This window comes from Anabaenopsis sp. FSS-46, assembly GCF_029891665.1.
Classification (GTDB): Bacteria; Cyanobacteriota; Cyanobacteriia; order Cyanobacteriales; family Nostocaceae; genus Anabaenopsis; species Anabaenopsis arnoldii.
The window spans coordinates 1-26,329 of the sequence record NZ_JANQDG010000137.1 but is presented as its reverse complement, the minus strand read 5'-3'; the positions used below and the strand labels follow the sequence as shown (position 1 = coordinate 26,329).

Sequence of the window (26,329 nt, the reverse complement as noted above, 5' to 3'; positions counted from 1 at the left end):
AAATTTGATTTTGTCTTGAGGATTAAGTTTGTTATGTAATAATACCTGTTGACAAAGTGCTAAACCTTGATTCCAAGCGTGTCTGGCTACTCCTGCGTGTTGCGCCAGTAGTAGTCGTTGTTGCTTGTTAACTTTGAGTTGAGTTTTGAATCCTAGTAGCATACAGTAATTTTACTGCAATTTTCTCACAAAGCTAAAAGATGACAGGAAATTTTGACTAAATGTGATTATTTGTTAGTATTAGTTAATAAAACAGTAATTAGCTACTAACCTCTATGAACGATCAAGCTAATTCCTCTGATTTTACACACACAGGTTTGCCAAGCAATTTAGGAATGGTTTTACAACGGGCCGGTGAAGAGTTGATTTTAGAAAAGGTTTTAGACCGCTTCACTGTCCGTCCCTCAACTAAATTTACTTCCCAACAATTATCTCAGGTTAACTGGGGTATTTGGCAATTTAGCATTCCGCAAGCAAATTTAGAAGTTTTCACAGTGGTAACTAACCAGTTAGACTCGGCCATGTCTCAAGCACGGGGTGCACAAAGTGTGGCTTTTGCTGGCCATGTTTACACAATTCAAAATCATCCAGGAACTTTCGTTTACCTGAATGACCAAATTACTATTCAATTTGCCTCTTGGGTAGATTCTGCCACAATTGAGGCGATCGCGTCTAGATTTGGTTTAGTTGCACAAAAACCCGTCCTGGGTATTCCTAATACTTTTGTGTTTTTGGTGAGCAAACAAGCCAGAGAAAATCCCCTGAAAATTACTAATCAGTTACAGGGGTTCTCGTTCGTCTTAGTTGCTGAACCTAATATCCTCATTAAAAGTGAATTACATTACAGACCCGGTGAACCCCTATATCCTCAGCAATGGTATCTTTACCACAATGGCGGTAACCAGTTGGTAGCTGGTTCTCATATTTGTGTAGAACCAGCTTGGGACATCACTCGCGGTGTGCGTTCTGTAGTTGTGGCGGTTGTAGATGATTCTTTTGACTTGAACCATCCGGATTTACAAGGTAGTGGCAAAATTGTTGCTCCTAGAGACTTAAGGAAAAATGGTTTTTTACCTATACCCGGTGAGAGAGAAATCAGTCATGGGACGGCTTGCGCAGGAATAGCTCTGGCTGAAGAAAATGGTCAGGGAATTGTGGGGGTTGCTCCTGGTTGTGCATTGATGCCGATTCGTAGTACTGGTTTTTTAGATGATGAATCCATTGAGGATATGTTTAACTGGGCGATTAACCAGGGGGCCAGTGTGATTTCTTGTAGCTGGGGAGCTGGTGCTGTATATTATCCCTTGTCTTTGCGCCAACGGGCTGCTATTACTCGTGCTGCTACTACAGGACGTAATGGTAAAGGTTGCGTGGTATTGTTTGCTGCGGGAAATGCTAACCGGCCCATTAGCGGTGTGGTTTATGAGCAGAATTGGCCAGGAAATTTATTACAGGGAAATACAAGTTGGTTAAATGGATTTGCCGTACATCCTGATGTGATTACCATTGCAGCTTCCACTAGTTTGAACCAGAAAGCTGCTTACAGTAACTGGGGCACTAATATTACTTTGTGTGCGCCTAGTAATAACGCCCCACCGGGATTTTCATTTCAGGGTCGGGGTTTTGTCAATACACAACCCCATATTACTACGACTCTTCACGGACGGGGAATTTTAACTACTGACCAAGTAGGCGAAGCAGGTTATGATCCTGGTGATTTTATCAATAATTTTGGCGGTACTTCTAGCGCTACTCCTATAGTCGCAGGTGTGGCGGCATTAGTTCTGTCAGCAAATCCTCACTTAACGGCGCAAGAGGTAAAGTTAATTCTGGAGGAAACTGCTGATAAAATTGTGGATTCTCGCCCTGACCCTCAGTTGGGTATTCAAGCAGGTACTTACGACAATAACGGACATTCTCAATGGTTTGGTTATGGCAAAGTGAATGCAGCTAGGGCGGTGGAAGCTGCCGCAAAACTACGTAGTTCTTTGTTATCTGCTCAGTTACAGGTCAGGGGTGAGAATTTCCGTGAGTTAAGTATTCCAGATGATAATCCAGAGGGGGTCAAAAGTGCGATCGCCATTAGTGAATCCCGTCCCATTAAAGATATTCAAATAACAGTTAATATCACCCATGATTTTTTAGGCGATTTAGAAGTTTATTTAATAGCTCCCAATCATCGACGGGTGTTATTACAAAGCCGCACCTTAGGCCGCCGCACTAATTTACAAACAACCTATACAATTAGCTCCCACCCAGTCTTGAAACAATTACTTTCCCTTTCATCTCAAGGAATTTGGCAGTTATGGTTAATCGACTATGCCCCACAAGATGTGGGAAAACTGAATAATTGGTCATTAGTCATTGGTTATTAGTGAAAAACTTACTCATATCTATGATTCTTCATTGCTTAATTCTTGTAGAGCTAATGCTAAATCCGATGTGAGTTTTTGGGCATTTCGTTTGAGATTCCCCATCATGTAATCACTGACATTTAATGCGTTTCCAATATTAATTATTACATCTGTACCCCACTGAGGATAAGGTTGGCTGTACTTAATATTTATAGGTATAATTTTGATATTTACTCCTGGCTGACTAGATTCAGCAGTCAAAGAGAGACGACCAATTCCTGGTTTTAATGGGTGAACTTGACCATCGCGATAAATATCACCTTCTGGATAAATCACTAATATTTCGCCTTCTTGAAGCAATTCAACAGCATGACGCAGACTAGCAATAGCTGGACGCTGAGGATCCACAGGAAACCCTCCCATACTTCTGATTAACCAGCCTTGTATTCCTTGGCACTCATCAATACTAGCCATAAAGCGTAGATCCCGCCCTGTCACATAGCGACCACCAGCATAGGGTAAAAGCAGTGAATCCCAACGTGACCTATGGGTAGGGGCTAGGATCACAGGGCCAGTTAAGGGAATATTTTCCTGTCCGGTGATGTCAATTTTGCCAAAGAATAATGGTAAAAGAAGGTGTCTGCCTAATAGATACAATAAAGGACTTAACCAGGGAGATATCCGCGAGGTAGTGTCAGCTACCCGAGTGTTTGCCGTGGTAGCTGTTTGTTGGTAAGTATAAATTTCCATAAACATGGTAGCGGCCGATTGTCCCATCAGCCAATAAATTGTTGATTAATTAAACAGTAGTTTGTCTTTGGTAAATTGTCTTAGGACTAATGGACAGTTTTATATCTGTCCATGATTTTGCTGACGACGACCTGCAAACCAGGTTTGTAATTGTTGACGACAGGTTGATTCTAAAATACCTCCCATGACTCGTAGACGATGATTAGAAGCAGCGCCATCAGGGATATTGGTAACAGTACGAACCGCGCCGGTTTTAGGATCGTCCACTCCATAGATGAGTATTCCTAAACGTGCTTGGACAATAGCACCTGCACACATGGGACAAGGTTCTAGGGTGACATACAGGGTGCATTGATTTAAGCGCCAATTTCTGCAAGTTTTAGCAGCTGCTCGCAAGGCGATAATTTCTGCGTGAGCTGTGGGATCTTGGTCACGTTCTTTTCTGTTTTCGCCTGAAGCAATCAAATTTCCAGTAGCATCAACAATCACAGCACCCACAGGAACCTCACCAGCATCGCCGGCGATTTTTGCTAAGTCTATGGCGCGACTCATCCATTGGCGATGTATCAGATATTCTGGATATTCAATTAACATTTTTCCATGGCTACTGGGTGATCACACAGTGGCTAATAGTGAATCGAGTTGAGCTTCTTTGTCTAGCTGATAAAGGTCATCACAACCACCAATGTGCTGATTATTGATGAAAATTTGTGGTACTGAACGGCGGCCATGAGCGCGTTCGGCCATTTTTGCTCTAGCTGCTTCGTCGCCATCGATTTTGTACTCGGTGAATCTTACACCTTTCCACCACAGCAACATTTTGGCACGGATACAATAAGGACAGGTTTGCCAGGTGTAGATTTCAACATTTGCCTTAACACGTTCTGGATGGCGACCAAGAAGGGGGTTAAGAAAATCCAGCATATTTTTTCTGAGGGAATTTTTTCACAAGTATATCTTTTATCTGACCATGGCAGGTCACAATAGTACTAATATACTATAAACCAGATAGTCAAAGCAGCAAAACTTAACACTTGTCTTAGTAGATAGTATTGTCCACGTGTATCCGCACTTTGGTAGACTTGAAGACTGAAATAGCCAAATAACAAAAAGCTAAGTCAAGCACTTAAGAGGGTGAATCTGTGGAAAATACACTGGGATTAGAAATTATTGAGGTAGTAGAGCAAGCAGCGATCGCGTCTGCAAAGTGGGCAGGTAAAGGCGAAAAGAACACTGCTGACCAAGTAGCCGTGGAAGCGATGCGGGAGTGCATGAACAAAATGTATATGCGCGGTCGCATTGTGATTGGTGAAGGGGAGCGTGACGAAGCTCCTATGCTCTACATTGGGGAAGAGGTTGGCATCTGTACTAAACCGGATGCTCAAAAGTACTGTAACCCTGAAGAACTAATTGAAATTGATATTGCTGTTGATCCCTGCGAAGGCACAAACCTAGTCGCCTATGGTCAAAATGGCTCAATGGCAGTTTTGGCGATCGCCGAAAAAGGTGGTTTATTCGCTGCGCCTGACTTTTACATGAAGAAGCTAGCAGCACCAGCTGCGGCCAGAGGTCATGTAGACATCAACAAGTCAGCAACTGAAAACCTAAAAATCCTGTCTGAGTGCTTAAACCGCGCAGTTGAGGAATTGGTGGTTGTGGTCATGGATCGTCCCCGCCACAAAGGACTCATTCAAGAAATTCGCAATGCCGGTGCTAGAGTCAGACTCATCAGTGATGGTGACGTTTCTGCGGCCATCTCCTGCGCTTTTGGTGGTACTAATATCCACGCTTTGATGGGCATCGGTGCTGCTCCTGAGGGAGTCATCTCTGCTGCGGCTATGCGATGCTTGGGAGGTCATTTCCAAGGACAATTGATCTACGATCCAGAAGTTGTACAAACAGGTTTAATTGGGGAAAGCAGAGAAGGCAATCTCGCACGGTTAAAGGAAATGGGCATTAATGACCCGGACAAGGTTTATAATGCCGAGGAATTAGCCTCTGGTCAAACTGTTTTATTTGCGGCTTGTGGTATTACCCCTGGTACTCTTATGGACGGTGTACGCTTCTTTAAGGGCGGCGCAAGAACTCAAAGCTTGGTGATTTCTAACCAGTCCAATACAGCACGGTTTGTCGATACTATCCATATGTTTGACCAACCAAAGAATCTGCAATTACGTTAGAAACTTGAGGGGGTGGGGACTGGGGAAGAATCTTGTTCATCTCTGGGACCTCATCCCCAACTCTGAATAATCAATAATCCATTACCAATTACCGATAAATAATGAATATTATCGTGGTGGGGTTAAGCCATAAGACCGCCCCAGTTGAAATCCGGGAAAAGCTGAGTATTCCAGAACCACAGACCGAAACAGCCATCGCTCATCTGAGTAGCTATCCCCATATTGATGAGGTGGCAATACTTAGCACTTGCAACCGCCTAGAAATATACATTGTGACCAGTGAGACGGAGCGAGGGATTAGGGAGGTGACTCAGTTTCTCTCTGAACACAGCCGCTTACCTATACAGTCTCTACGTCAACACTTGTTTATGTTGTTACATGGTGATGCTGTTATGCATCTGATGCGCGTAGCGGCAGGTTTAGATAGTTTGGTACTCGGAGAAGGTCAAATTCTAGCTCAGGTGAAAAATACTCATAAACTGGGACAGCAGTACAGTGGTATAAAAACAATTCTCAACCGATTATTTAAACAAGCTCTGACAGCCGGTAAGCGTGTGCGTTCTGAAACGAGTATTGGTACTGGTGCAGTTTCTATCAGTTCTGCGGCTGTGGAGTTGGCACAAATGAAGACCACTAATTTATCAGATTGCCGAGTCGCAATTATTGGTGCTGGCAAAATGTCACGTTTGTTGGTACAACACCTGATTTCTAAGGGTGCTACACAAATTAGCATTGTTAATCGCTCTCAAGAACGCGCCCAGCAATTGGCAAATCTTTATCCCGATCAGCCTATATATACTTATGCGCTATCAGAAATGATGGCGGTAATTGCTAAAAGTGATTTAGTATTTACAAGTACTTCTGCTACTGAACCTATACTTAACCGCAGCAGGTTAGAAAAAGTTTTAGAGTCTCATGGCTGTTTGATGTTATTTGATATTTCTGTGCCGCGTAATGTGGATGCGGATGTAAATGAACTGTCCCATGTCCAAGCCTTTAATGTGGATGATTTGAAGGCTGTTGTGGCACAAAACTATGAAAGCCGTCGCCAGATGGCTGAAGAGGCTGAAAAACTTCTGGATGAAGAGATTTTAGCTTTTGATCTTTGGTGGCGATCGCTAGAAACTGTTTCTACTATCAGTTGTCTAAGAAATAAGATTGAAACCATCCGCGAACAAGAATTAGAAAAAGCCTTGTCCCGATTAGGTGCCGAATTTGCTGACAAACATCAAGAGGTGATCGAAGCTTTAACAAGAGGAATCGTTAATAAAATTCTACACGATCCTATGGTACAATTGCGGGCCCAGCAGGATGTTGAAGCCCGGCGCAACTGTATGCAAACCCTGCAAATTTTATTTAACTTGGATGCGGGGGAGCAATTTAGCTAATTGACACCTATCCCACCTATGTCAGAGGGGTCAGGGGAAAAGGAGAGAAAATTATCCCCTTTGTCCTAGACTCCACGCCTTACTCCCGAGTTTTTCCAGCTGTTGGGTTTGTTGTTCGAGTCGGACAGCTAGGCGATCGCACACTAGATCACATAACTGGAATAATATCGGGTCAGTAATTTCATAAATTACATTCACGCCCTCTGGTGTTCTTTTAACAATTCCCGCTTGTGCTAAAACTTTGAGGTGCTTGGATACATTAGCCTGTCCTAGTCCAGTCTCCCCAATGATTTGTGTAACATTTTTAGATCCAGTTTTTAAACAACATAACACTTGTAGGCGACTCACTTCTGACAAGACTTTGAAATAGTCCGCAACTTGACTGAGATCGTCTGGAAATATCTCTGACATATAAGATTAATTGTTTTGTGGTTTTTCTATTGACTATTTTACCATATACTCATATACTTTGAAAAAGGCGATGGAAAATATCAGAAACTAATATCCAACTACCGATAAAATTTTCTGCTTTTAGCCTAGTCCGTTTATATGGAGAAACTAAAATGTTATTCCGCCAACTGTTTGACCATGATACAAGTACATATACTTATCTGATTGCCGACAAGACTAGCAAAGCAGCTATTCTAGTGGATCCGGTGATAGATAATGTAGAACGCGATCGCCAATTAATTAGAGAATTAGGGTTAACACTGCACTACTGCTTAGAAACACATATTCATGCCGATCATATTACAGGTACTGGTAAGTTACGTGAATTAACTGGGTGTTTAGGAATTGTACCAGAAAACGCCTCAGCCAGCTGTGCTGATCGGCAAATTAAACACGGGGAAATTCTCAAATTAGATGAAATTACCATAGAGGCCATAGCCACTTTAGGACATACAGATAGTCATATGGCCTATTTAGTTAATGGTGAAAAACTATTAACAGGAGATTCCCTATTGATTCGTGGTTGTGGTAGGACTGACTTTCAAAGTGGTGATGCGGGAAGTTTATTTGATGCAATTACCCAACGCCTATTTACCCTACCCGATGAAACCTTAGTTTATCCAGGACATGACTACCGAGGACATACCGTCTCTACCATCGGCGAAGAAAAGCAGTTTAACCCACGCTTCCAAGGACGGACGCGAGATAACTTTATTGAGTTCATGGCCAGTTTAAACTTACCAAATCCCCAAAAAATCATGGAAGCAGTACCAGCAAATCAACTTTGTGGTAATGCTTGAATAGTTTAAGATTAACACCAGCAGGTAACAATATGATTTCAGAAACTAAATTGCAATTAATTGACCCTTCCACCCTCAAAGACTGGACGGAAAAACAACAAGTACAACTGATAGATGTGCGGGAACCTGGAGAATATGCAGCCGAACATATTCCCGGCGCTAAACTTGTACCCCTGTCTCAATTCCAAGCAGAAAAAGTAGATTTTCCTCCTCACCGTCAAATTGTGCTGTATTGTCAGTCAGGAAAACGCTCTCACCAAGCAGCACAAAAACTGATGACTGCGGGTTTCTCAGAATTTGCCCAACTTCAAGGAGGAATTACAGCTTGGAAGCAGTTAAATTATCCCACTAAAATTAATAAAAACGCCCCCATTAGTTTAATGAGACAAGTACAAATTGTAGCCGGCTCATTAGTATTTACAGGGACGATTTTAGGTGCTTTTGTTTCACCTTGGTTTTTAATTTTGAGTGGCTTTGTCGGTGCTGGTTTAGTATTTGCTGGAGTCAGTAATACCTGTGCCATGGGAATGTTATTGGCGAAATTACCCTACAATCAACGTGTGCAATGATTACATGGATATTAGGACATATCCTAGCAGCCGGGATTGGTATTAGCTTAGGGTTGATTGGCGGTGGTGGATCAGTTTTAGCATTACCAACTTTAGTTTATGTCATGGGAATAGAGCCGAAATCTGCTGTAGCCATGACTTTAGTAATTGTAGGAACCGTAAGTTTAATTGGTGTAATTCCCCATTGGAAACAGGGAAACGTCAATTTAAAAACAGCATTTATCTTTGGTTCTGCTACGATGTTGGGGGCTTTTGCTGGTGCTAAAATCGCCAATCTGCCATTTATTACAGGTAGTTTGCAAATGCTGCTATTTGCAGTCATGATGTTGCTAGCTTCTGGGTTAATGATTCGGCGTGGTGCTAAATCAACAGCGAAACAGCCTGACATATCAGAAATTTACACCAAGCCCATTTGTAAATACTGTTGGTTGTGGCTAGTCAGCGAAGGCTTAGGGGTGGGTATATTAACAGGATTAGTGGGAGTTGGGGGAGGATTTGCGATTATACCCGCTTTAGTTATATTGGGAAATATACCAATGAAACAGGCTATTGGTACCTCCTTAGTAATTATTGCTGCTAATGCTGTATCTGGGTTTTTAGGCTATTGGGGAGAAGTGACTTTAGACTGGAATATTATCGCCTCATTTATTATAGCAGCCAGTATTGGCACTGTTCTAGGTGCTTATCTATCTCAATATGTTGATGGCAAAAAATTACAAAAATATTTTGGTTATTTTCTATTGGGAGTGGCGGCTTTGATTTTATTCCAAAACCGCGGTATTCTAGAAGAGTTTAAGACCAAAAAAGCCGCTGGGCAGAATGCAAATTATCAACAAATACTGCGTATTTGATTTGAGGTAGGTAAAGAAAATACCGGCAGAATAACTAATTAGTTAGACTGATATTACTGTCCTAAATAGGCTTCTAATACTTGGGGATTGCTTTGTATTTCTTTAGGGGTTCCCTCAGCTAAATTTTGACCCTCCGCCATCACCCAAACGCGATCGCACAAGGACATAATTACATCCATATTGTGTTCAATAATTAAGAACGTCATACCGTCTTGGCGGTTCCAGGTACGAATGCGATCGCATATATCATCTATTAGTTTGGGATTGACTCCGGCGGCTGGTTCATCTAATAAAATTAACTTAGGATTGGTCATTAACGCCCGTCCCATTTCTAATAACTTCCGCTGTCCACCAGATAAACCACCAGCATATTCATGGGCTTTTTCCGCCAGTCCTACAGATTCTAGTAGTGACATTGCTTGTTCTTGGAATTGCTTTTCTTCCTGAGCTACGATATGAGGCTGTAACTGCACTCCCCAAAACTTTTCTCCTGTTTGTTTTTGTGCAGCTAGCAGCATATTATCTAACACCGACAACCGGGAGAGAGTCCGCGCCACTTGAAAAGTGCGGACTAGTCCCTGCTGGGCGATTTTGTATGGTTCCAACTGCTGAATAGGTTCCCCATCAAAAATCACTCGTCCCTTATCTGGGCGAATGAAGTTAGATAGTAGGTTAAACAAAGTAGTTTTACCAGCCCCATTAGGACCAATCAAGCCAGTAATACTACCTTGATTAACTTCAATTGTGGCATCCTTGACAGCTTTCAAGCCACCAAAGCTTTTACAAAGTCCGCTAGCTGCAAGTAGTGGAAGTGGGGAAGATTGATTATTTACCATAAAAAATTGACTGATAACTGTTAACTAATGTTGCAGAATCTCAACTAGTCACTGTGAAGCAATTACTTACCCAGGGTGAGTTCCTCTTTTTTCCCTAAAATACCTTGAGGTCGCCAAATCATCAGTACCATCAAAATCAGACCAATCACCATGATGCGAAATGCGCCCAATTGGTCAGAAGATAAATTTGTAAAAATTCTCGGTAAAAATTCTCTGGTCATGGCATCATAAGTAAAGAAAATGACCGCCCCTAAGATGGTGCCAATATTATTACCAGAACCGCCTAAAATTACCATAATCCAGGCATCAAAGGTTAGTTGTGGTTGAAAATTATCAGGGTAAATAGCGCTAAGTTGCCAAGCAAAGAAAGCCCCAGCGATACCAGCGATCGCACCTCCCAACATCAGGGATTGTACTTTATACCAAAAAACATTTTTACCCATGGCTTTGGGAACCTCTTCATCCTCACGGATAGCTTTAAGCACCCTTCCCCAAGGCGATCGCACTAGAATTTCTAACCGCCAGAATACAAATCCTAATACCAACAGTGACAACAGCATCAAACCGGCGGCGGGTTTATAATCATACAAGCCAATCAAACCAGAAATATAAATTGCTGCTGTCAGCAGGGCGAATATAATCCCTACTCCCCAGCGCGAAACTAATTCTTGCTTTTTACTGTCAGTTTTGCGAGAATCGGCTAACAGGGATTTGTGAGCGGCGCGAACCCATCGCCACAAACACCAAAAAGTAGCCAGCGCCAACACTGTGAGCAATCCCATCATCACCAGTCTAAAAAACAAATTGGGGGGTGTGGATAAGGGTATAGGGTAACTTTGGACACCAAACGCCCCAGATATCCAGGTATCCCGCACAGGTAATTCTTGATTGTTCACCACTAAACGAATTAATTCTCCTACGCCAATGGTGACAATGGCCAGATAATCTTCCCGTAAGCGCAGAGTAGCAAAACCAATAATTAAACCTAATAAAGCTGCTACTATTGCTCCTATGATTGCTGATATCACTAAGGAGATACCCTGGAGACTTAGCAGAACTGTGGTATAAGCCCCCAGAGTCATAAAAGCAATATGACCAAAGTTAATTAACCCTGTATATCCCCACTGTAGATTGAGTCCCAAACCAAACAGGGCGAAGATTGTGGTAGAAATTGCTAAAAAAGTGAGATATTCAACCATAGTAATTTATTTAATACACTATCACCATGTCTTACTCCATAACTCTGCCCTATGTGTAGGGAAGGGTGAACGGTAAGGTACAATAATTTTGGGAAGCATCACTAATTAATTGGATTAATGGGATGCTCCATACCCAACATTGAAAACTGTATAAGGCTAGGCACCGGATGGCTCTGACCTTACATTAAACTTGTTTTTGAAGCAATACTTTATTTGAGATTTCCCTATGGATGCGAAGGCACTTTGGCAACGATACCAAAACTGGTTATATTTCCACAAGGGATTAGGACTCTACTTAGACATCAGTCGCATGGGTTTTGATGATGCTTTTGTGGATTCGTTGCGGCCGAAGTTTGACAAAGCGTTTGCGGATATGGCGGAATTAGAAAAGGGTGCGATCGCAAATCCTGACGAAAGCCGCATGGTAGGACATTACTGGTTGCGAAATCCTGATTTAGCACCCACACCAGAACTTACCCAAGAAATTGTCCAAACCCTAGAGCAAATTGAAGCCTTTGCGGAAAAAGTCCACACAGGTGCTGTTCACCCTCCCCAAGCCAGTCGGTTTACCGATATTATATCTGTTGGTATTGGTGGTTCTGCCCTCGGTCCGCAATTTGTGGCTGAGGCCCTCAGTCCTGATTTTCCACCCCTGAACCTTCACTTTATCGACAATACAGACCCCGCAGGTATTGACCGTGTTCTGATTCGGTTGCAAAATACCCTAGCTACAACTTTGGTTTTAGTCATCTCCAAATCTGGGGGAACACCGGAACCACGCAATGGGATGATTGAAGTTAAAGCCGCCTATGCAGCCCAGAATTTAGACTTTGCTCAATACGCTGTTGCGATTACTAGCGTTGATAGTAACTTAGATCAAGTCGCCAAAAATGAAGGCTGGTTAGCCAGATTTCCCATGTACGACTGGGTCGGAGGACGCACATCAGAGATGTCGGCCGTGGGACTAGTACCTGCCGCATTACAAGGCATTGACGTTCACGCTATGCTAGAGGGTGCGAAAGAAATGGATGACGCTACCCGCGTCCCAAACTTGAAAAATAACCCAGCGGCTTTGTTGGCTTTGTCTTGGTATTTTTCCGGTAATGGTAAGGGTGAAAAAGATATGGTTGTCTTACCTTACAAGGACAGCTTGTTGTTATTTAGTCGCTATTTGCAACAGCTGGTAATGGAGTCTTTAGGTAAAGAAAAAGACCTGGACGGTAAGACTGTTTATCAAGGGATCGCTGTTTACGGTAACAAAGGCTCCACAGACCAACACGCTTACGTCCAGCAATTACGTGAGGGTGTACCGAATTTCTTTGCTACTTTCATTGAAGTGTTAGAAGACCGTCAAGGAAAATCTTTAGAAATTCAACCTGGAGTTACATCGGGAGATTTTCTCTGTGGGTTTCTCTTAGGAAGTCAACAAGCGCTGTACGAAAATCAACGGGATTCTATTACAGTGACTATTCCCCAAGTCAACCCCAAAACAGTGGGAGCGTTAATTGCTTTGTATGAACGTGCTGTTGGTTTATACGCCAGTTTGGTAAATATCAACGCCTACCATCAACCAGGAGTAGAAGCTGGTAAAAAAGCTGCTGCGGCTATTCTGGAGTTACAATCAAAGGTAGTGGCTGTGTTGCAACAGCAAAAAACAGCCCTGTCTCTGGAAGAAATAGCCGAAAAAGCTGGCGCATCTGACAAAGTTGAGGCAATTTACAAAATTGTCCGGCACTTGCACGCAAATGATCGCGGTGTATTAGTACAAGGTGACCCAGGTAACCCTGCTAGTTTGAAGATTTGCGCCGCCAAATAAACTTAGATTCATTGCACTATTGTATCACATAATTGTTGTATCTGCAACAATTTTTTTATTCTCTAGCATCTTAGATCACATCTATCTAGGATGCTTGGCAGTTATGGGCAAATATTAAGTTACTCAGCCGTAGTTACTAAGTCTCGGAGGAAGTAAAAGCGATCGCTTTTCCAATCTTGACCTTTAACTCTTCCTAAGTAACCTGTCAGGGGTGAGGAAAGTTCTATTAAAATTTCGTGCATTTCTTGTGGTTGCAGGGGTTGTGGTGGATTTGAGCCGAAATATGCACCGTGTAGGGCTTCTACCCCTGCTAAGTCTATCCCTGAGTTTTGCTGATAATTTTTTACTAGTTGGATAATGTGCGATCGCAAATTGATATCTGTGTAAACTTGACTGATATATTTTTCTACTTGTGCATCACATTGACCCGGTTTTAAATATTCTTTGAGTTTAAATAAATCTACTGAGTTACGATAGTTATTTTGGAGTTTGACTAATTTTTCAAGTGTTTCAGGATTAAGAATAGCCATACCTTGTATTTTTGCAGATTTTTGTAGTTGGTTTGTTGGTTTACCCGCACCAATGATAATTTTAGTAGCTTGATCAAAAAGCTCTGGTTCGCGTAACATTCCCAAATTTAACAATTGTACTGCGCTATCATTAGGAATTCTTTTACCGGCTTTACACTCACCAAATAATGGGTATGGTTGGGAACAAAATAAATCTAAACCACCAGCACCGCCTTTATGACTATAATCAACGGTAAATCCTAAAAATTCCAAGCTATGACGCACCACATTTTCAAAGTCCGTCCCGGCTTGATAGTTACTTTTACCCTCATCTTCTTGTATACTGCGATCGCCTAACGCGGCAATATTATTTATCCAACCCAAATCCTCACCCAGTTGATGATTATCCTCCTGACTACTCCAACCTAAAAACCTTTTAATATAATTGTCTAATGCTTGCGCCCCTGGGTTGCTCATACTCACAGACACTATTGCAGTTTGTAAATCTTCTAGTTCTGGGTGTTTGGGTGGTTCGAGGTTTTGTAGTTGCTTTTGGCGTTGAGCAAAAATGCGATCGCTCAATACTGGTTTTGCCTCCCCAGCAGTAATATTAGGTATACCGACAAATTTACCAATTTTGCCCTTAATATCGGGGGTGAGTACAACTTGACAAGGCTCCGATAAATGATAAACTCGCAGGTAAGGTAAAAAAATATGTTGTTTTTCTAAGATTTGTTTCAGCGTTGCTGTTGTCCAGATTGTTAACTGAGATAAAACTTCTAACGGCTGAGTCTCATCCAACATTCCGCAAAGTTCACATCTCGCCCAAGCTTTAATAGTAACTTTTTCAGAGTTCAGTTGTTTGATGACACTTTCAGCAATGGGTAAAAAATTCGGGCGATAGTATTGCTCAATTTGCAACTGATGTATTGAAGAATTAACAGGGTAAAGAGCAAATTTATCACCCCTATTCAATAATTTACGAGGTATAGCTGCAATAATTCGCCCTTGTACTAACGCTTCCACATCGCCACTGGGTAGACAAAGGGCTTTATAAATTAAAACTGATTGGCTCATGATTAACTATACAAATCGCTTAATTCGTCTGACTCGTCTGATTCATCTGTTTGACTTAAATTTGTAGGATCAAATAGTTCATCTAAAATATCGCTATCATCAGCATCTGGTAATATGCCTGATGGATCGCTTAAAATCTCTCGTAATAGAAGATTATCAATGGTAATTTTATTTTGAGTAATGATATCGAAAATTTGTGCATCTGTTAAATCATAGTTTGAGCACTTTTGGTAAATAGAGTAAATTGCGATCAGTGGGCGAATTTGTTCTTCTATTAAATCGACGTGTTCCCCTCCTTTTTGGGATATGAGTTCCTCCAGTAATTTATAGGCTTCAGAATTTTGCTTCATTTTTTGGATCTTGTCTTGCGATCGCACTAAACAACCACGAGTCAAATCAAATGTTTGATAATCAATTAAACGTTTTAATCCAGCACATAATGCAGTTCGAGAATCCTGGATTACAGACACGCCAATTTTCACCGCTGCGCCATTCTCAGTACCAACAATTTTAAACTTTATCCAATTTTTATTCTGTGATTTAGGCTTGACATCCCGGGTAATCTCCTCAATTTTTACTCCTTCTAAGGTATGATTGATCAATGTCTCAAAACCAAAACATAGAGCCTCAGCCAGCATATTATTATCCTGTAAGTAATCTTCAGCATTGAGATTACTTTCTTTTGTAAATGCCAGTTCAAACCGTGAAAGTGGGTCTGGGGGTAGCTCATCTACCTTAAAATTCTTGGCGCACCATTGCAAAGCTTCTCTGACAGTTGGTTTATTTTTGCCGTATTCTCTCAGTTCACCTTCTGTAAATGGGTAAAGTGGATGAGGAGGAATTAATTGTTTTGAATGATAAAATTCCTGAAGCCAAACAGTAACTAAGTCCACCATAGAATCGCTACTAACATATTTTAATTCTATTGGTTTTCTTTGAGTAAATTTTGATACTCTATCAGGGGTACCACCTGGTATTAAATTTACCTTTTCTCTCCATGTTTCCGGTAGCATTACTGTGAGAAAAACAACTCCTTGACTAAGTTCGGAGTTTTCCAGAGTATCATGGAGAATTTTCACCAAATTAGCAATTACGCTTTCAGTGGGTAAGCCATCTTCAGTGGAGTTGTTTTTAACATCTATCTCGTCAAAACAAATAATAACCGGATTATAGAAACTAACTAAATTCAAGACTTGCTGAATATTTTTCAGGGCTTCAGCTTCTTTGTCTTGATTGCTTTTAGGAGAATTAGGTAAACCCAACTCATCAGCATTGACCTGGGCTAATTCTTCACCAGATAACCATCTGATAGCAAAAGGTGCTTGAGTTTCTGAGAGTGTCCACAAAATAGCCCGGAGAATATAGGGATCTGCATTGGGTTTATTTTTCAGCACTTGTGCTTGCAAGGCATTCATGAGATTTTTGTTTTTGTCCAAACTCTTTTTATATGCTTGGTCAAACTTTTTAACTAACTCTGCTGATTGGGGGCAATTGTCACCTCTAGTTTCGTTGGCCATGGCTGCGGCTACTTCCTGCCACTGCATTACCCCTTGACTACCAGTTTCACTCAGACTATCTGCTAAGGTTTGCTGAAATTGGTACTTCACCAGATTTAAGTCTGTATAATTATTACCACCTGCATAGACAAATAAAGCACCGCCTTTTGTTTCTAATTGATGACGAATGCGGCTGAGAAGATGAGTTTTACCAACTCCCTGTTGTGCAGTGATCACAATGGAAGTCACTTTATCTTGGCTCAATTGACTTGTTCGCACAAATTCAATGGCTTCAAAGACTTTATTAGAAGCATGAGCATTTAAGGTTGGTACATCGGGGACTCCCTTTCCCCATACGTCCTGTTCTTTAACGATACCAGCGTTAGTAAAGGGATTATGATTTTTAATAGCGGCGTTAACGGCTTCTATGGAAGAAATAGGGGTATTTGTCATGATGAATAAATGTCGTGGGAGGAACTACACAGTGTGGAAGCAATTTGATTAACTCAGGCGTTGAGCATAGGAACGTAGTTGTGTACCTTCCATAGATATCGAGTCTTCTCGTTTATCAGGGGTAAAGTCTGCTATTTCTCCAGTAATCAGCTGCAAAATGTCCTCAGCTTGCATTTCGATCAACCAGGTGTTGAAGTTTTCACGGCTCACCCGCTCCCCTATGGTTCTCCTGATGCGATAAATAGGCACTAAATCATCTAAGTTGTAGTTCTGATTGAGTTGGTCGTAAACTTCTAATGCCACAGATTTAAATTCTTCGTAGGAAGAAATAACCGCCAACTTCACCCCATCACTCGCAAGAACAGATAGAGTTGATCCCCCATTCATCTGACTAATCCACCGCAGCAACGCATTGGCTACCCAGGTGCCGACAATAGTCCCCTCAAACTGAAAATCACCACTGCTCAAACCCTCCCCCAACATCTCCAAACCTATGGGAGAGGTGAGAGAAATTTTCTTTTTAGAAATAGAAATTGCTCCAGCCGTTTCCAAATCTTTAAATATGTGCCGATAGTCTCCTACCTTCTTACCCTTAGTGACAATTCGTTTAGTGAGTTGACCCTGGTTAACCTCTCCCTCCACTGCTCCCATATCCCACAACGCCAGCAGCACGCGTGTTTTAGCTTGAGTATCCTTTAAACCTTTTTCTTCTGCAGCCATGCCCAGTGTCCTATATGACTATTCATTTTATGGTAATATTATTTTGTCGTCTTAGCTATAAAAAACTTTTACTTATGAAGACTTAGATCCCCGACCTCTTTAAGAAGTCGGGGATCTGAAACTCCTAGTTTTTATAAATCAAATAGGATATCTGAATTTATGGTTTTTCAAGGTGAATTCCATCAACCCCTCCCCAACTCTTCTGCGCTTTACAAAGTCGCATAATCATTACTTATTTCCATGCAAAAATCAACCTTTAAAGCCTCTGTGCTTGCGGAGGAGAGGTTGGGAGAGCGGTTAGCGGGGGAGTGTCAACAGACTTAGTTAAACTCTTCGAGCTGGTCTAAGCGTAACCAAATATTTGGCGTTGGTACTTTCCCAAATTTTACCAAGGCGTAATCACCCTTAACATCGACAATTTCGCCCTTGCTGTCAAACAAATATGAAGGAAAGCGAGGATCGCTGGCTTGTGCTTCCAAACTATTTTCCAGCTTCTCGCGGACAGCGCGAACCATATCCCCTTTTTTAACTGCCATAAATTTCCTCTTGAATTGGTTTTAACAGGATTTTAACTTGTGGTCAGATGCAAATTCACTTAAGAATTTATTGCTGGTTTGTTTACACCCCATTCCCAGCCTCTCTACTAACTCTGACATTGGGGGCAAAAATGACTGGAACGCCCCCCTAACTTAATTCGCTCTATGGGAGTACCACAAACTCGACAGGGTGCGCCAGTGCGGTTATATACCCAAGCCACACCGCCATAATTACCGTTAACCCCTTGAACGTTGAGGAAATTACTAAAGGTTGTACCCCCAGCTGCAATACTGGTTTCTAATACTTGAATAATAGCTGTGTGTAAACGTTGAATTTGCTGTAACTGCAAATCCATACACAGGGTTACAGGTAAAATTCCACTTTTAAATAGTGCTTCGTCAGCGTAAATATTACCTAAACCCGCCACCACTGATTGATCTAATAGTGCTGTTTTAATAGGACGGCGGCGATTTTGTAATTTATCGGCGAAATACTCAAGGGTGAATTGAGGCGAAAAAGGGTCTACGGCTAGTTTCCCTAAACCGGTAATTATACTTTCTACTGCTACTCCTGGGGGAACACACCACATTTGACCGAAGGTGCGCTGGTCAACAAAGCGCAATTCTTGCTGGTTTTCAAAGAATAGCCTCACTCTTGTGTGCTTGTGTAATGGTTCGTCTTGATGTAGCCATAATAGCTGTCCGGTCATGCGGAGATGAACACCTAACCACGGAGTCTGGGGTGAGGGGGTCAGTTCCCCTAAAAGATATTTACCACGACGATGCCAAGCGGCGATCGCACTTCCTGTAATTTCACAAATGAACTCATTTACAGAAAACGGGTAGGCAATGGTGCGGTTTAGCAACACATCCCCACCCGTAATTTTGCGGTGCAGGGTAAATTGGTTTAGACCCCTGCGGATTGTTTCAACTTCAGGCAGTTCAGGCATTTAAGCTATATCGTTTACCTTTGAGGGTAGGCTGGTGAATGATATAGGATTTAAGCTATATCATTCAGCATCCCATCAAATTATTACCTTTATTGCTCTGCCGCTTAGTTTTTAGCTTTAGCTTTTGGTGGTTCTACCTCAAGTAATTCATCTAGGGCAAAGTTATTAGTGTTGAGACCAGAGTAATTCACCTTATCAAACCGGACAATTGCTGCGTATTTAATGCCGCTTTGGTCAATAGAAGCCACTGTGCCTACATCCTGAAACCAGTAGGATTCGGGGCGGAGAATACGCACTTTAGAACCACGTTGAACCATAAGTATCTTCCCTTTTAATGATGGATATATTAGGGCTAATTGATTTCACTTTACATTGTCCAGCTGTTTCCTAGAGGCTTTGTTAAGTTATTTATCTGAAACGGGGTTAAGTATTCCTCCATTGACAGCCGAAACCTGACAAGGTATCAGACCCATCTTGACAAAAAACCGAAGGCAGGGTATTTTCGTTGGCAAATGCAACGGATGTAATAAGATTTATGTTTTACTCAAAACAAACACACTACCCTCGTTACCCCTGCCAATGCGTAAATCACTATCTATATAAGTAATATCTAGCCAGCCTTGCTGTTGCTCGCTGTTTAAGGAGGTATCAATAGCCGTAAACTTTTTACCGGATTCAATTTGTTGAATAAAACTGGCGGGAGAACTGTAACCGATTAAAGGTTTTAAACCCAAAATGGATCGCTCAAACTTGACTTGTACACGTCGCTCCGAAACTGGTTCAAATTTGGCAACTACACTTACTAATCCTTCCAGATAAGGTAAGCCATAAATCTCGGCTATATTGTAAATACTGCCAGTGTTGACCCGGATACACTGATAAATTTGTCCGAGCTTACATAACGGTATGCGATCCAGGTTTAGGAGAGCTTTACTGGTTGTATAGATTAACCGCCAATCACCATTGAGTAAATCCGTCGCTTCTAAGGGGCGAGGGGTAGGATTGAAGTCTTCTAAATTGGCGATGGCTGCTAAGATAGCTTGTTTTTGTGGTTCAGTGGCTAGTAAACCGCGATTAGTACCGGCGATCGCATCAATGAGATTAGCTTTACCGAGCATGGTCTATCACCTCAAAAATCATCAGGATTGATCTACTTTCAGCCGACAGTATAGATTATGACATAATAGCCGTGCAATTTTGGTGGTTCTTATAAGACTATTCAATAAATTATTTCTGCCAGTTTACGGATTTATTAACTACGACTTGAATGGATAATTAAAATATCCCTTGTCAGTGATAGACTTCTTAATGTCTAGTTACATGATCTTTTTGTGTTTTGGTAGATATGCTGAACTCTCCATTAAGTGAAGAACCCCGGAACCAACGCGCGCCAGTAATTCCATTAAAGCAAGAATCTTCTATGTTGGACTGGTTACAAAATCAAGGAAGGCTTGTAGCGCGTACTGTTCAAGAAACCGATTATTCACAACAAGAAGAAGAAATATCAGATTTCTTGAGTTCAGAAGACGGAATAGATGATTACGACATTGATGATGGTAGTGATCTTGGCGTAGACGAAGACTAGCCTGGTCAACCTGGGTAGTATTACCATAGCACATCGGCTAAAAAGGTCAAATCAAAACTCATTGATGTTTTTGTAATAAATTTATCTTGGTTTTTCCGTGCAGTGCTGGGTAATATCTATGTTCTGTTAAGTGTGGAGTGAAGGAAATTTCTGTGGACGCTAAATTATCTCCTAACCAAGGGTCAAATATTTCGGGTATTAGCTTAGCTTTTGGTTTAGTTATAGCCCTCAGTGTAGCAGCATTGAGCTTGGATTGGCTAGGACAGAGAACGCCCTGGCTAGGTATGTCACTTACGTTACCATTGTTGCTAGGAGCGCTGTGTACATCTGCTATGGGATTTTTAGTAATCCCAATGTTACAAGCCTGGAAAACTGGCCAAATTATCCGCGAAGATGGACCACAAGCCCATTTAAAGAAAGCTGGTACGCCAACTATGGGGGGTATATTTTTTGTACCGGTATCTGTGTCGATCGCCTGTATATTATCTAATTTTGCCACAGAAGTCCTTGGGGTCTGTGCTTTAACTCTCAGTTATGGATTTGTAGGTTGGCTTGACGACTGGCAAATTCTGCGTCGCAAATCAAATAAAGGGATATCACCCAAAATGAAACTGGCTTTGCAAATTCTATTTGCAGCCCTGTTTTGTCTGTGGCTGATGTTTAATCATAATTCTCAAATTACAAATATTGCTTTACCCTGGGTGAGCTTTACACTACCTTTAGGATATTTATTCTGGCCTTTGGCTGGCTTTGTCCTGGTCGCAGAAAGTAATGCAACTAATTTAACTGACGGTGTTGATGGTTTAGCAGCGGGAACCGTGGCCATCGCTTTATTAGGCTTAGGTTCTGTTATCGCCCCCGCTTACCCAGGATTAATGGTTTTTTGTGCCGCATTAAGTGGCGGTTGTTTAGGTTTCTTAGCCCATAATCGTAACCCAGCACGGGTGTTTATGGGTGATACTGGTTCCTTAGCACTGGGCGGAGCTTTAGCTGCTGTAGCTTTACTAACTAATAGTTTGGTAGCACTGTTTATTCTCAGTGGTATTTTCTTTGTGGAAACTCTTTCAGTTATTGCCCAGGTGGGTTATTACAAAGCTACCAAGGGTCCTGATGGGAAAGGAAAGCGTTTATTGAAAATGGCTCCCCTACACCATCACCTAGAATTGAGCGGGTGGTCGGAATTACAAGTGGTAAGGGTATTTTATGCGATCGCTGGCATTTTGGCTGTTATTTGTGTAGCGAGCGCCACTTTTTAAAATTTCACAACTTTTGAGAAAATCATTTAACAAAATACAAACTCCCTAATATAGGGAGTTTTTTTGATTATAGGACTTACGCAAGTGTCAGATTAAATGTATCTTGTCGGTTGCGTTATACCAATTCCATCAAATGATAAAACTTCTATGGGGTGGGCATCTTGCCCGCCCTTGTACCTACTCAGATAAAATCTGCTGTATATCGGATATCTATTGAGCCTTGTTAAATCCCAAATCATTTTCTGCCGCATAGCGTTCCATGAAGCGCATAAAGCGCTCCCATTCTGCAGCAGATTTCATCAGATGAACAGCTTCTAAGGCTTCTGGCTTCCCATTGATGAACTTACCCTTAACTTCTCGGGTAATAATTTCTCCTTCCTCGTCAATCAAGTACATCCCGGTGATTTCCTCCGTGTTACCTTGATCTAAAATGCGCGGATTGGTGAAAATAAACGTTGCTGTCCCACTGTCGCCACTGCGCGAGCGGGTTAAGCGTACTTCTGGAATTACTTCCTCGTCGATTCCTCTGCAAAACTGGATTTTTGCCATGATGTCTGTATTTAAAGTTTTGTAATGGTTAATTTCCCATTTTCTGCTACATAAAACCTAGACAAAGCTAGACTTTACTTTCTACTTCAACGGGAGCATGGGAGCGGTTATCCCTGGTGTAGACTTGCACGCCTTAGCCAGACGCGATATTTCTCAAGTTAAGATTTACAAGAAAGACTACCGCTATCATTGCTTGGTTTTCGCCTTGGCAATAGTCTTAATTCAATACTTGATATCGTAGGACCATATATCAAGTGGGCGATTTTCTTAACTCACTTATGTCGGTGCTTGTCAACATAAGTATATTTTTGTCTATAAAATAGTCGGATTAGGACTACCTCACTTGGTCACCAGAACAGCCACAAGCTTTTTTTTCTGGGCGAAAAAAACAACTCTTGGAATTTCAGAGCAATGCTTTTAAGCTTTGCACTTTGTGCAGTAATGCTTTCGTCCAAGCAATTACTTAGGCACTTTCTGGAGGCAGTGCTGTTAGTGGTCTTTGCCCTATCATTTGCTACTGCCGTGCTGTGGTGGGACTTAAGCGGTTTTCTCCCGCTCAGTATCCGTGAACTAAGCTCGATGCAATGTTATGAAACTAACATTACCCCTCAGTTTTTGCTTCACTCAACACTTTAATCTTAAACTACAGCTTAAGATATTCCCTGGGTTTTCAGGGATATAGGAGTGAACGTAGTACAGAGTCGTTTATGGGCCGGGTTTATTTAGCCCCTAACTCTTTGCTAACCTGCTAGTTTTTCTAGTGTACCAGTCTCTGACAACTTTAAGCTAAGTTTATTATTGCCAGGAGATGTTAAACATCTAAGAACCCACAGAAAATTGAGCAGTCAGTTTTTACGCTCGGAGGTCACAATCTAATATCATAAATCATCTATTGATTTTTGTCGAGAAATCTTTAAAATAGTTTTTGATTACAGGTGATGTCCTGAATACTTGAACCTAATCCTGCTTCAGGGTGAATAATAGAGATATCTGAGTGGGATAAGACGAAAGAAAATTTATGGCACTGATTACCACTGGCAACGCTTTCATTCGCGATCTGGAAAAATTTGGTTCCCTTGGTGTTTACGTACCTTTGGAAGGAGGTTTTGAAGGTCGATATCGCCGCCGACTGAGGGCTACTGGCTATGTCGATCTTCATATTACCGCCAGGGGGTTGGGCGACGTAGCTGCCTATCTCACAGGAGTTCATGGAGTCAGACCACCTCACCTGGGTAAAAAAAGCTCTAGTACTGGTGCTGCGGTAGGTTATGTATATTATATTCCACCGATTGTTACCTACAATCTAGAACAGCTACCACCAAATTCAAAGGGGCTGGTGTTGTGGATCATTGAAGGCAATATTCTCGCAGATCAGGAAGTTGAGTTTTTAGCCACCTTACCTAGCTTGGAACCCAGAGTAAAAGTAGTAGTAGAGAGAGGGGGGGCGCGTGCCTTCAGTTGGCAACCTCTCAAAGACACATACTCTGCTAGTTATCAAGCTGTCTAATCAAGGGAACCATATCGTCGCTGGAAATTTGCTAAATTTCCAGTGGCGATGTCCCTCCGCCCTGTGCCAAAGGCGATCGCAAAACAGAACTACAATTAAGAATCGTCATACTGTCAAAGGGAGGCCAGTTGAGCTAACTCCCTACTTTCTCAGTGCTGAAGGTAATCAGAGCGAAAATGAGACGTAAATCTACTGGTAGACCAGCCAATACTTCTAAATCCTCGGCTTTACAATCCCCCCTGTTCAACATCTCTACTATCGCCATTTTGGCGGGGGTGCTGGTGTTGGGTATTGGAATTGGTATTGCCTTTAGTTCCACAACCACTTTAACCCCGGCAAATGTCGCTTCTCGTGAATTCATAGATACTAAAGCGCCTAACCCTGAGATTTGTGTGCAGTTTGGGGCTAGTGCAATGGTCATGGACGCGAGACTGTTTGTTACTCTCAACCCGTTTAACGTCTATGTTGCTCAACCAAGTATGCGTCCTGGGTGCGTTCTGCGCCAAAATAACTGGGCAATTTTAGAGCAACGTAACCTTGTATCATCAAGCCAAGTCAGAGAATGTAGGAGTCGTTTAAATACCTTTGGCTTTACAGGTAACTTGGACAGTGAAAACCCTGACATTAGATGTATTTACCAAAACCAAGCTGCTCAAAACTTTTTCACCTCTCAGCCCGGAGCAGTGACACAACCGCAAGAAACAGAGAGATTTTAGCGCCCTTGGAAATTGAGTCTAAATTTACACCCCCTCATGGGGGTTAGTTTTTCCATTGGCCTTCTGATTGTAGGCTGCTAGTGCTTCCCAGTTCATCACGTCTGCTAACAAAGTTTGATAACCGAGGGTATTGGGGTGAAGACCATCTACACCTAAGCGATGTAACCGCCACGATTCATCACGGGACATCCATTGATCGAAAATATCTAAGTAAGGAATTTGCCGTTGCTGACAAGCAAGTTTAGTAACTTCTTTATAACGGTACTGGTCGCTGTGATTATAATAAAAGCAATCTAAAAAAGGCATTTTGCTTTCATCCACAGGAACCATCCCCACAAACAACACAGGGCAAAGTTTTTGTGCTTGTGCGAGCAGAGCAGCAATTTCGGTTTTAAATACAGCGAAATCTGTATAATTACGACCCTGGCTACTTTTTAATCGGGCGGAATCATTCACACCGACGGAGAGAATCATCAGGTCGGGAAGCCGATTTCTTAATTCACCTCGATGGCGAAATTCTACTTCTAGCCTTTGTGCTACTTGCTGGGTGCGATCGCCTCTCACCCCCAAATTATATAATATATGACCACAACTATCGGGCAACATCCACCAGCGCCGCAGTTGTTCAACCCAACCCCCTGTTTCTGGGTCGCCAAAGCCATAAACTAAGCTATCTCCTAGTGCAATAATTCTCAAAGACTCAAATGGCTTTGGTTGTACTACCAGCCCAGAGGAAGAAAGCTCGAGTGTTTGCATTTTTAGAACTATATTTTATATCTTTACAAGATTCTATACATTTCTACACCATTAAAGGGTATCTTGTGTATCGTTTATTTCCCAGAAGCAAATTTATCAGCCATGCGTGTAGTTTCGGGCAGACGATACTTTGGTGTACAGCTTAATACATATTCAATTGCAGTAGTTAAACTGACTTGATGACCGATGGAGACATATACAGGCTTTACTCCTTGACGTGTTCTTAAAACAGCCCCAATAGTTTCACCTTTATGTATGAGTGGTTGCCAACTACCTTTAGTGTCTGACAGTTGATCATGCTTACCAATTAGTAATGATTTTGCTACCCCAATTGTGGGTATATCCAATATCACCCCTAAATGACAAGCGATACCGAATCTTCGGGGATGGGCGATTCCTTGACCATCACACAAAATAATATCTGGTGTAATTTGAATCTTTTCTATTGCATCAAGTATGGCTGGTATTTCCCGAAATGAAAGAAAACCGGGAATATAAGGAAATGATGTTGGACGTTGAGCTAATGCAGTTTCTACTACCTGCAAATCAGGAAAACTCAGCACCGCAACTGCAGCACGGCTAATATTCCCATTGCACTCAAAACCCATATCTACACCTGCAACATATTTCACAGGTTGCCGAAGTTGATCTGAGGTAATTACTTGACTTCGTAAACTTTCTTGTATCAGTATAGCCTCTGAGACTGTTACAGGCCAAGGATGATTTTGATAAATTTTCATCTTTACGTGTTTTACGAAATTTGATGAGCAGTAGTGTATCTAAAGCTACTTTTTATGCCTAAGTTGTTAAACGTCGATGGCAAATTGAGGGTTGGTTTAAAACCGCAAAGCATCGTTTTGGTTTGCATCGCTTTGGGCAAGGAACTTTACTGGGTATGTATCGCTGGCTGATTCTTTCTCTGACCGCTTATCTCATCGCTCATTGGACTTATCTACATACTCACTCAACATCACCACCTGATTGGGGTCAGGCTGCACAAACTGCCCTTGAGTCTATTTTTCCTCA

30 protein-coding genes and 1 pseudogene are annotated in these 26,329 nt (G+C 41.9%); 14 read left to right on the top strand and 17 right to left on the bottom strand.

What is annotated here, in order from left to right; genetic code table 11:
- Nucleotides 1-162 (bottom strand): helix-turn-helix domain-containing protein (locus NWP21_RS17210; protein WP_271730781.1); only part of this gene is annotated, 162 nt, incomplete at its 3' end.
- A gap of 113 nt (nucleotides 163-275) precedes the next feature.
- Here NWP21_RS17210 and NWP21_RS17205 point away from each other — a divergent pair.
- Nucleotides 276-2,375, top strand: a complete 2,100-nt coding sequence (locus NWP21_RS17205) for a S8 family serine peptidase (RefSeq protein ID WP_280793610.1) — start codon at nucleotides 276-278, stop codon at nucleotides 2,373-2,375.
- Between the two features lie 18 nt (nucleotides 2,376-2,393).
- Here the strand turns inward: NWP21_RS17205 and NWP21_RS17200 are convergent, their stop codons facing one another.
- The 3 genes from NWP21_RS17200 to grxC form a co-directional block, all read right to left on the bottom strand.
- The gene (locus NWP21_RS17200) at nucleotides 2,394-3,104 is read right to left on the bottom strand and encodes a 1-acyl-sn-glycerol-3-phosphate acyltransferase (protein WP_280793612.1); all 711 of its coding nucleotides are present in this window, start codon (nucleotides 3,102-3,104) and stop codon (nucleotides 2,394-2,396) included.
- Between the two features lie 99 nt (nucleotides 3,105-3,203).
- Nucleotides 3,204-3,698 carry a tRNA adenosine(34) deaminase TadA gene (tadA, locus tag NWP21_RS17195; RefSeq protein WP_280793609.1) on the bottom strand — a complete coding sequence of 165 codons (495 nt, stop codon included), beginning with the start codon at nucleotides 3,696-3,698 and terminating at the stop codon, nucleotides 3,204-3,206.
- A gap of 21 nt (nucleotides 3,699-3,719) precedes the next feature.
- The gene (gene grxC / locus NWP21_RS17190; protein ID WP_271731902.1) at nucleotides 3,720-4,028 is read right to left on the bottom strand and encodes a glutaredoxin 3; all 309 of its coding nucleotides are present in this window, start codon (nucleotides 4,026-4,028) and stop codon (nucleotides 3,720-3,722) included.
- 218 nt (nucleotides 4,029-4,246) lie between these two features.
- Between grxC and glpX the strand changes: the two genes are divergently transcribed.
- Together glpX and NWP21_RS17180 are read left to right on the top strand one after the other, a co-directional pair.
- Nucleotides 4,247-5,284 (top strand): class II fructose-bisphosphatase, encoded by a 1,038-nt coding sequence (gene glpX / locus NWP21_RS17185; RefSeq protein WP_280793608.1) that lies wholly within the window; start codon nucleotides 4,247-4,249, stop codon nucleotides 5,282-5,284.
- 101 nt (nucleotides 5,285-5,385) lie between these two features.
- Nucleotides 5,386-6,672, top strand: coding sequence for a glutamyl-tRNA reductase (locus NWP21_RS17180; RefSeq protein WP_271763499.1), 1,287 nt, complete (start codon nucleotides 5,386-5,388; stop codon nucleotides 6,670-6,672).
- Nucleotides 6,673-6,723: 51 nt separating this feature from the next.
- Here the strand turns inward: NWP21_RS17180 and NWP21_RS17175 are convergent, their stop codons facing one another.
- Complete coding sequence (locus NWP21_RS17175) at nucleotides 6,724-7,083, bottom strand: metalloregulator ArsR/SmtB family transcription factor (RefSeq protein ID WP_280793607.1); 360 nt, start codon at nucleotides 7,081-7,083, stop codon at nucleotides 6,724-6,726.
- Between the two features lie 152 nt (nucleotides 7,084-7,235).
- Between NWP21_RS17175 and NWP21_RS17170 the strand changes: the two genes are divergently transcribed.
- The 3 genes from NWP21_RS17170 to NWP21_RS17160 are packed head-to-tail and all read left to right on the top strand — an operon-like array spanning nucleotide 7,236 to nucleotide 9,342.
- Nucleotides 7,236-7,922 (top strand): MBL fold metallo-hydrolase, encoded by a 687-nt coding sequence (locus tag NWP21_RS17170; RefSeq protein ID WP_271731908.1) that lies wholly within the window; start codon nucleotides 7,236-7,238, stop codon nucleotides 7,920-7,922.
- Between the two features lie 32 nt (nucleotides 7,923-7,954).
- Nucleotides 7,955-8,491: a rhodanese-like domain-containing protein gene (locus NWP21_RS17165; RefSeq protein ID WP_280793606.1), complete on the top strand. Its 537-nt coding sequence runs from the start codon at nucleotides 7,955-7,957 to the stop codon at nucleotides 8,489-8,491.
- On the top strand, nucleotides 8,491-9,342 hold the full coding sequence (locus tag NWP21_RS17160) for a sulfite exporter TauE/SafE family protein (RefSeq protein ID WP_280793611.1): 852 nt from the start codon (nucleotides 8,491-8,493) through the stop codon (nucleotides 9,340-9,342). Before NWP21_RS17165 ends, NWP21_RS17160 begins: the two co-directional genes overlap by 1 nt.
- Nucleotides 9,343-9,395: 53 nt before the next feature.
- Here NWP21_RS17160 and NWP21_RS17155 read toward each other — a convergent pair whose 3' ends face one another.
- Both NWP21_RS17155 and NWP21_RS17150 read right to left on the bottom strand, forming a co-directional pair.
- Nucleotides 9,396-10,178 carry an ABC transporter ATP-binding protein gene (locus tag NWP21_RS17155; RefSeq protein WP_271763503.1) on the bottom strand — a complete coding sequence of 261 codons (783 nt, stop codon included), beginning with the start codon at nucleotides 10,176-10,178 and terminating at the stop codon, nucleotides 9,396-9,398.
- A gap of 62 nt (nucleotides 10,179-10,240) precedes the next feature.
- Nucleotides 10,241-11,377: a branched-chain amino acid ABC transporter permease gene (locus NWP21_RS17150; protein ID WP_280793605.1), complete on the bottom strand. Its 1,137-nt coding sequence runs from the start codon at nucleotides 11,375-11,377 to the stop codon at nucleotides 10,241-10,243.
- Between the two features lie 226 nt (nucleotides 11,378-11,603).
- On the opposite strand from NWP21_RS17150, the gene NWP21_RS17145 reads away from it, so the two are divergent.
- Nucleotides 11,604-13,193, top strand: a complete 1,590-nt coding sequence (locus NWP21_RS17145) for a glucose-6-phosphate isomerase (RefSeq protein ID WP_280793604.1) — start codon at nucleotides 11,604-11,606, stop codon at nucleotides 13,191-13,193.
- 119 nt (nucleotides 13,194-13,312) lie between these two features.
- Here the strand turns inward: NWP21_RS17145 and NWP21_RS17140 are convergent, their stop codons facing one another.
- The 7 genes from NWP21_RS17140 to NWP21_RS17110 all read right to left on the bottom strand — a co-directional run bounded on the left by NWP21_RS17140 (nucleotide 13,313) and on the right by NWP21_RS17110 (nucleotide 20,052).
- Nucleotides 13,313-14,779: a DUF1802 family protein gene (locus NWP21_RS17140; RefSeq protein ID WP_280793603.1), complete on the bottom strand. Its 1,467-nt coding sequence runs from the start codon at nucleotides 14,777-14,779 to the stop codon at nucleotides 13,313-13,315.
- Between the two features lie 2 nt (nucleotides 14,780-14,781).
- Nucleotides 14,782-16,728, bottom strand: a complete 1,947-nt coding sequence (locus NWP21_RS17135) for a P-loop NTPase fold protein (RefSeq protein WP_280793602.1) — start codon at nucleotides 16,726-16,728, stop codon at nucleotides 14,782-14,784.
- A gap of 48 nt (nucleotides 16,729-16,776) precedes the next feature.
- Complete coding sequence (locus NWP21_RS17130; protein WP_271731921.1) at nucleotides 16,777-17,448, bottom strand: hypothetical protein; 672 nt, start codon at nucleotides 17,446-17,448, stop codon at nucleotides 16,777-16,779.
- Between the two features lie 320 nt (nucleotides 17,449-17,768).
- Nucleotides 17,769-17,984, bottom strand: a complete 216-nt coding sequence (locus NWP21_RS17125; protein ID WP_271731922.1) for an NAD(P)H-quinone oxidoreductase subunit O — start codon at nucleotides 17,982-17,984, stop codon at nucleotides 17,769-17,771.
- Nucleotides 17,985-18,091: 107 nt separating this feature from the next.
- Complete coding sequence (locus NWP21_RS17120; RefSeq protein WP_280793601.1) at nucleotides 18,092-18,934, bottom strand: DNA-formamidopyrimidine glycosylase; 843 nt, start codon at nucleotides 18,932-18,934, stop codon at nucleotides 18,092-18,094.
- A 104-nt stretch (nucleotides 18,935-19,038) separates the two neighbouring features.
- On the bottom strand, nucleotides 19,039-19,251 hold the full coding sequence (locus NWP21_RS17115) for a photosystem I reaction center subunit IV (RefSeq protein ID WP_271731926.1): 213 nt from the start codon (nucleotides 19,249-19,251) through the stop codon (nucleotides 19,039-19,041).
- 216 nt (nucleotides 19,252-19,467) lie between these two features.
- The gene (locus tag NWP21_RS17110; protein WP_271731928.1) at nucleotides 19,468-20,052 is read right to left on the bottom strand and encodes a PAP/fibrillin family protein; all 585 of its coding nucleotides are present in this window, start codon (nucleotides 20,050-20,052) and stop codon (nucleotides 19,468-19,470) included.
- Nucleotides 20,053-20,279: 227 nt separating this feature from the next.
- Here NWP21_RS17110 and NWP21_RS17105 point away from each other — a divergent pair, with 227 nt between their 5' ends.
- Both NWP21_RS17105 and mraY read left to right on the top strand, forming a co-directional pair.
- Nucleotides 20,280-20,519: a DUF3134 domain-containing protein gene (locus NWP21_RS17105; protein ID WP_271731929.1), complete on the top strand. Its 240-nt coding sequence runs from the start codon at nucleotides 20,280-20,282 to the stop codon at nucleotides 20,517-20,519.
- A 152-nt stretch (nucleotides 20,520-20,671) separates the two neighbouring features.
- Nucleotides 20,672-21,775 (top strand): phospho-N-acetylmuramoyl-pentapeptide-transferase, encoded by a 1,104-nt coding sequence (gene mraY / locus NWP21_RS17100; RefSeq protein ID WP_280793600.1) that lies wholly within the window; start codon nucleotides 20,672-20,674, stop codon nucleotides 21,773-21,775.
- Nucleotides 21,776-21,985: 210 nt separating this feature from the next.
- On the opposite strand, the gene psb28 is transcribed toward mraY, so the two are convergent.
- Nucleotides 21,986-22,324: a photosystem II reaction center protein Psb28 gene (psb28, locus tag NWP21_RS17095; RefSeq protein WP_271731933.1), complete on the bottom strand. Its 339-nt coding sequence runs from the start codon at nucleotides 22,322-22,324 to the stop codon at nucleotides 21,986-21,988.
- A gap of 97 nt (nucleotides 22,325-22,421) precedes the next feature.
- On the opposite strand from psb28, the gene NWP21_RS17090 reads away from it, so the two are divergent.
- From NWP21_RS17090 to NWP21_RS17075, 4 genes are all read left to right on the top strand, one after another.
- The gene (locus NWP21_RS17090; protein ID WP_271763009.1) at nucleotides 22,422-22,565 is read left to right on the top strand and encodes a hypothetical protein; all 144 of its coding nucleotides are present in this window, start codon (nucleotides 22,422-22,424) and stop codon (nucleotides 22,563-22,565) included.
- Nucleotides 22,566-23,342: 777 nt separating this feature from the next.
- On the top strand, nucleotides 23,343-23,831 hold the full coding sequence (locus NWP21_RS17085; protein WP_280793599.1) for an NAD(P)H-quinone oxidoreductase subunit N: 489 nt from the start codon (nucleotides 23,343-23,345) through the stop codon (nucleotides 23,829-23,831).
- A gap of 28 nt (nucleotides 23,832-23,859) precedes the next feature.
- The gene (locus NWP21_RS17080; protein WP_271732230.1) at nucleotides 23,860-24,018 is read left to right on the top strand and encodes a hypothetical protein; all 159 of its coding nucleotides are present in this window, start codon (nucleotides 23,860-23,862) and stop codon (nucleotides 24,016-24,018) included.
- Entirely contained in the window at nucleotides 24,008-24,547 is a 540-nt protein-coding gene (locus NWP21_RS17075; protein WP_271732232.1) for a DUF3172 domain-containing protein, read from the top strand. Before NWP21_RS17080 ends, NWP21_RS17075 begins: the two co-directional genes overlap by 11 nt.
- Before the next feature lie 24 nt (nucleotides 24,548-24,571).
- On the opposite strand, the gene NWP21_RS17070 is transcribed toward NWP21_RS17075, so the two are convergent.
- On the bottom strand, nucleotides 24,572-25,303 hold the full coding sequence (locus NWP21_RS17070) for a GDSL-type esterase/lipase family protein (RefSeq protein ID WP_280793598.1): 732 nt from the start codon (nucleotides 25,301-25,303) through the stop codon (nucleotides 24,572-24,574).
- A 74-nt stretch (nucleotides 25,304-25,377) separates the two neighbouring features.
- Entirely contained in the window at nucleotides 25,378-26,043 is a 666-nt protein-coding gene (gene nfi / locus NWP21_RS17065) for a deoxyribonuclease V (RefSeq protein ID WP_280793597.1), read from the bottom strand.
- Nucleotides 26,044-26,111: 68 nt separating this feature from the next.
- Between nfi and NWP21_RS17060 the strand changes: the two are divergent.
- Nucleotides 26,112-26,329: pseudogene (locus tag NWP21_RS17060) on the top strand (IS701 family transposase); the annotation flags it as partial.

What these genes read in the sequence shown, in the direction of transcription:
- NWP21_RS17205 (WP_280793610.1), top strand. Translation starts at nt 276, where the DNA reads ATGAACGATCAAGCTAATTCCTCTGATTTTACACACACAGGTTTGCCA.
- NWP21_RS17200 (WP_280793612.1), bottom strand. Translation starts at nt 3,104, where the DNA reads ATGGAAATTTATACTTACCAACAAACAGCTACCACGGCAAACACTCGG.
- tadA (WP_280793609.1), bottom strand. Translation starts at nt 3,698, where the DNA reads ATGTTAATTGAATATCCAGAATATCTGATACATCGCCAATGGATGAGT.
- grxC (WP_271731902.1), bottom strand. Translation starts at nt 4,028, where the DNA reads ATGCTGGATTTTCTTAACCCCCTTCTTGGTCGCCATCCAGAACGTGTT.
- NWP21_RS17180 (WP_271763499.1), top strand. Translation starts at nt 5,386, where the DNA reads ATGAATATTATCGTGGTGGGGTTAAGCCATAAGACCGCCCCAGTTGAA.
- NWP21_RS17175 (WP_280793607.1), bottom strand. Translation starts at nt 7,083, where the DNA reads ATGTCAGAGATATTTCCAGACGATCTCAGTCAAGTTGCGGACTATTTC.
- NWP21_RS17170 (WP_271731908.1), top strand. Translation starts at nt 7,236, where the DNA reads ATGTTATTCCGCCAACTGTTTGACCATGATACAAGTACATATACTTAT.
- NWP21_RS17165 (WP_280793606.1), top strand. Translation starts at nt 7,955, where the DNA reads ATGATTTCAGAAACTAAATTGCAATTAATTGACCCTTCCACCCTCAAA.
- NWP21_RS17155 (WP_271763503.1), bottom strand. Translation starts at nt 10,178, where the DNA reads ATGGTAAATAATCAATCTTCCCCACTTCCACTACTTGCAGCTAGCGGA.
- NWP21_RS17150 (WP_280793605.1), bottom strand. Translation starts at nt 11,377, where the DNA reads ATGGTTGAATATCTCACTTTTTTAGCAATTTCTACCACAATCTTCGCC.
- NWP21_RS17145 (WP_280793604.1), top strand. Translation starts at nt 11,604, where the DNA reads ATGGATGCGAAGGCACTTTGGCAACGATACCAAAACTGGTTATATTTC.
- NWP21_RS17140 (WP_280793603.1), bottom strand. Translation starts at nt 14,779, where the DNA reads ATGAGCCAATCAGTTTTAATTTATAAAGCCCTTTGTCTACCCAGTGGC.
- NWP21_RS17135 (WP_280793602.1), bottom strand. Translation starts at nt 16,728, where the DNA reads ATGACAAATACCCCTATTTCTTCCATAGAAGCCGTTAACGCCGCTATT.
- NWP21_RS17130 (WP_271731921.1), bottom strand. Translation starts at nt 17,448, where the DNA reads ATGGCTGCAGAAGAAAAAGGTTTAAAGGATACTCAAGCTAAAACACGC.
- NWP21_RS17125 (WP_271731922.1), bottom strand. Translation starts at nt 17,984, where the DNA reads ATGGCAGTTAAAAAAGGGGATATGGTTCGCGCTGTCCGCGAGAAGCTG.
- NWP21_RS17120 (WP_280793601.1), bottom strand. Translation starts at nt 18,934, where the DNA reads ATGCCTGAACTGCCTGAAGTTGAAACAATCCGCAGGGGTCTAAACCAA.
- NWP21_RS17115 (WP_271731926.1), bottom strand. Translation starts at nt 19,251, where the DNA reads ATGGTTCAACGTGGTTCTAAAGTGCGTATTCTCCGCCCCGAATCCTAC.
- NWP21_RS17110 (WP_271731928.1), bottom strand. Translation starts at nt 20,052, where the DNA reads ATGCTCGGTAAAGCTAATCTCATTGATGCGATCGCCGGTACTAATCGC.
- NWP21_RS17105 (WP_271731929.1), top strand. Translation starts at nt 20,280, where the DNA reads ATGCTGAACTCTCCATTAAGTGAAGAACCCCGGAACCAACGCGCGCCA.
- psb28 (WP_271731933.1), bottom strand. Translation starts at nt 22,324, where the DNA reads ATGGCAAAAATCCAGTTTTGCAGAGGAATCGACGAGGAAGTAATTCCA.
- NWP21_RS17090 (WP_271763009.1), top strand. Translation starts at nt 22,422, where the DNA reads ATGGGAGCGGTTATCCCTGGTGTAGACTTGCACGCCTTAGCCAGACGC.
- NWP21_RS17085 (WP_280793599.1), top strand. Translation starts at nt 23,343, where the DNA reads ATGGCACTGATTACCACTGGCAACGCTTTCATTCGCGATCTGGAAAAA.
- NWP21_RS17075 (WP_271732232.1), top strand. Translation starts at nt 24,008, where the DNA reads ATGAGACGTAAATCTACTGGTAGACCAGCCAATACTTCTAAATCCTCG.
- NWP21_RS17070 (WP_280793598.1), bottom strand. Translation starts at nt 25,303, where the DNA reads ATGCAAACACTCGAGCTTTCTTCCTCTGGGCTGGTAGTACAACCAAAG.
- nfi (WP_280793597.1), bottom strand. Translation starts at nt 26,043, where the DNA reads ATGAAAATTTATCAAAATCATCCTTGGCCTGTAACAGTCTCAGAGGCT.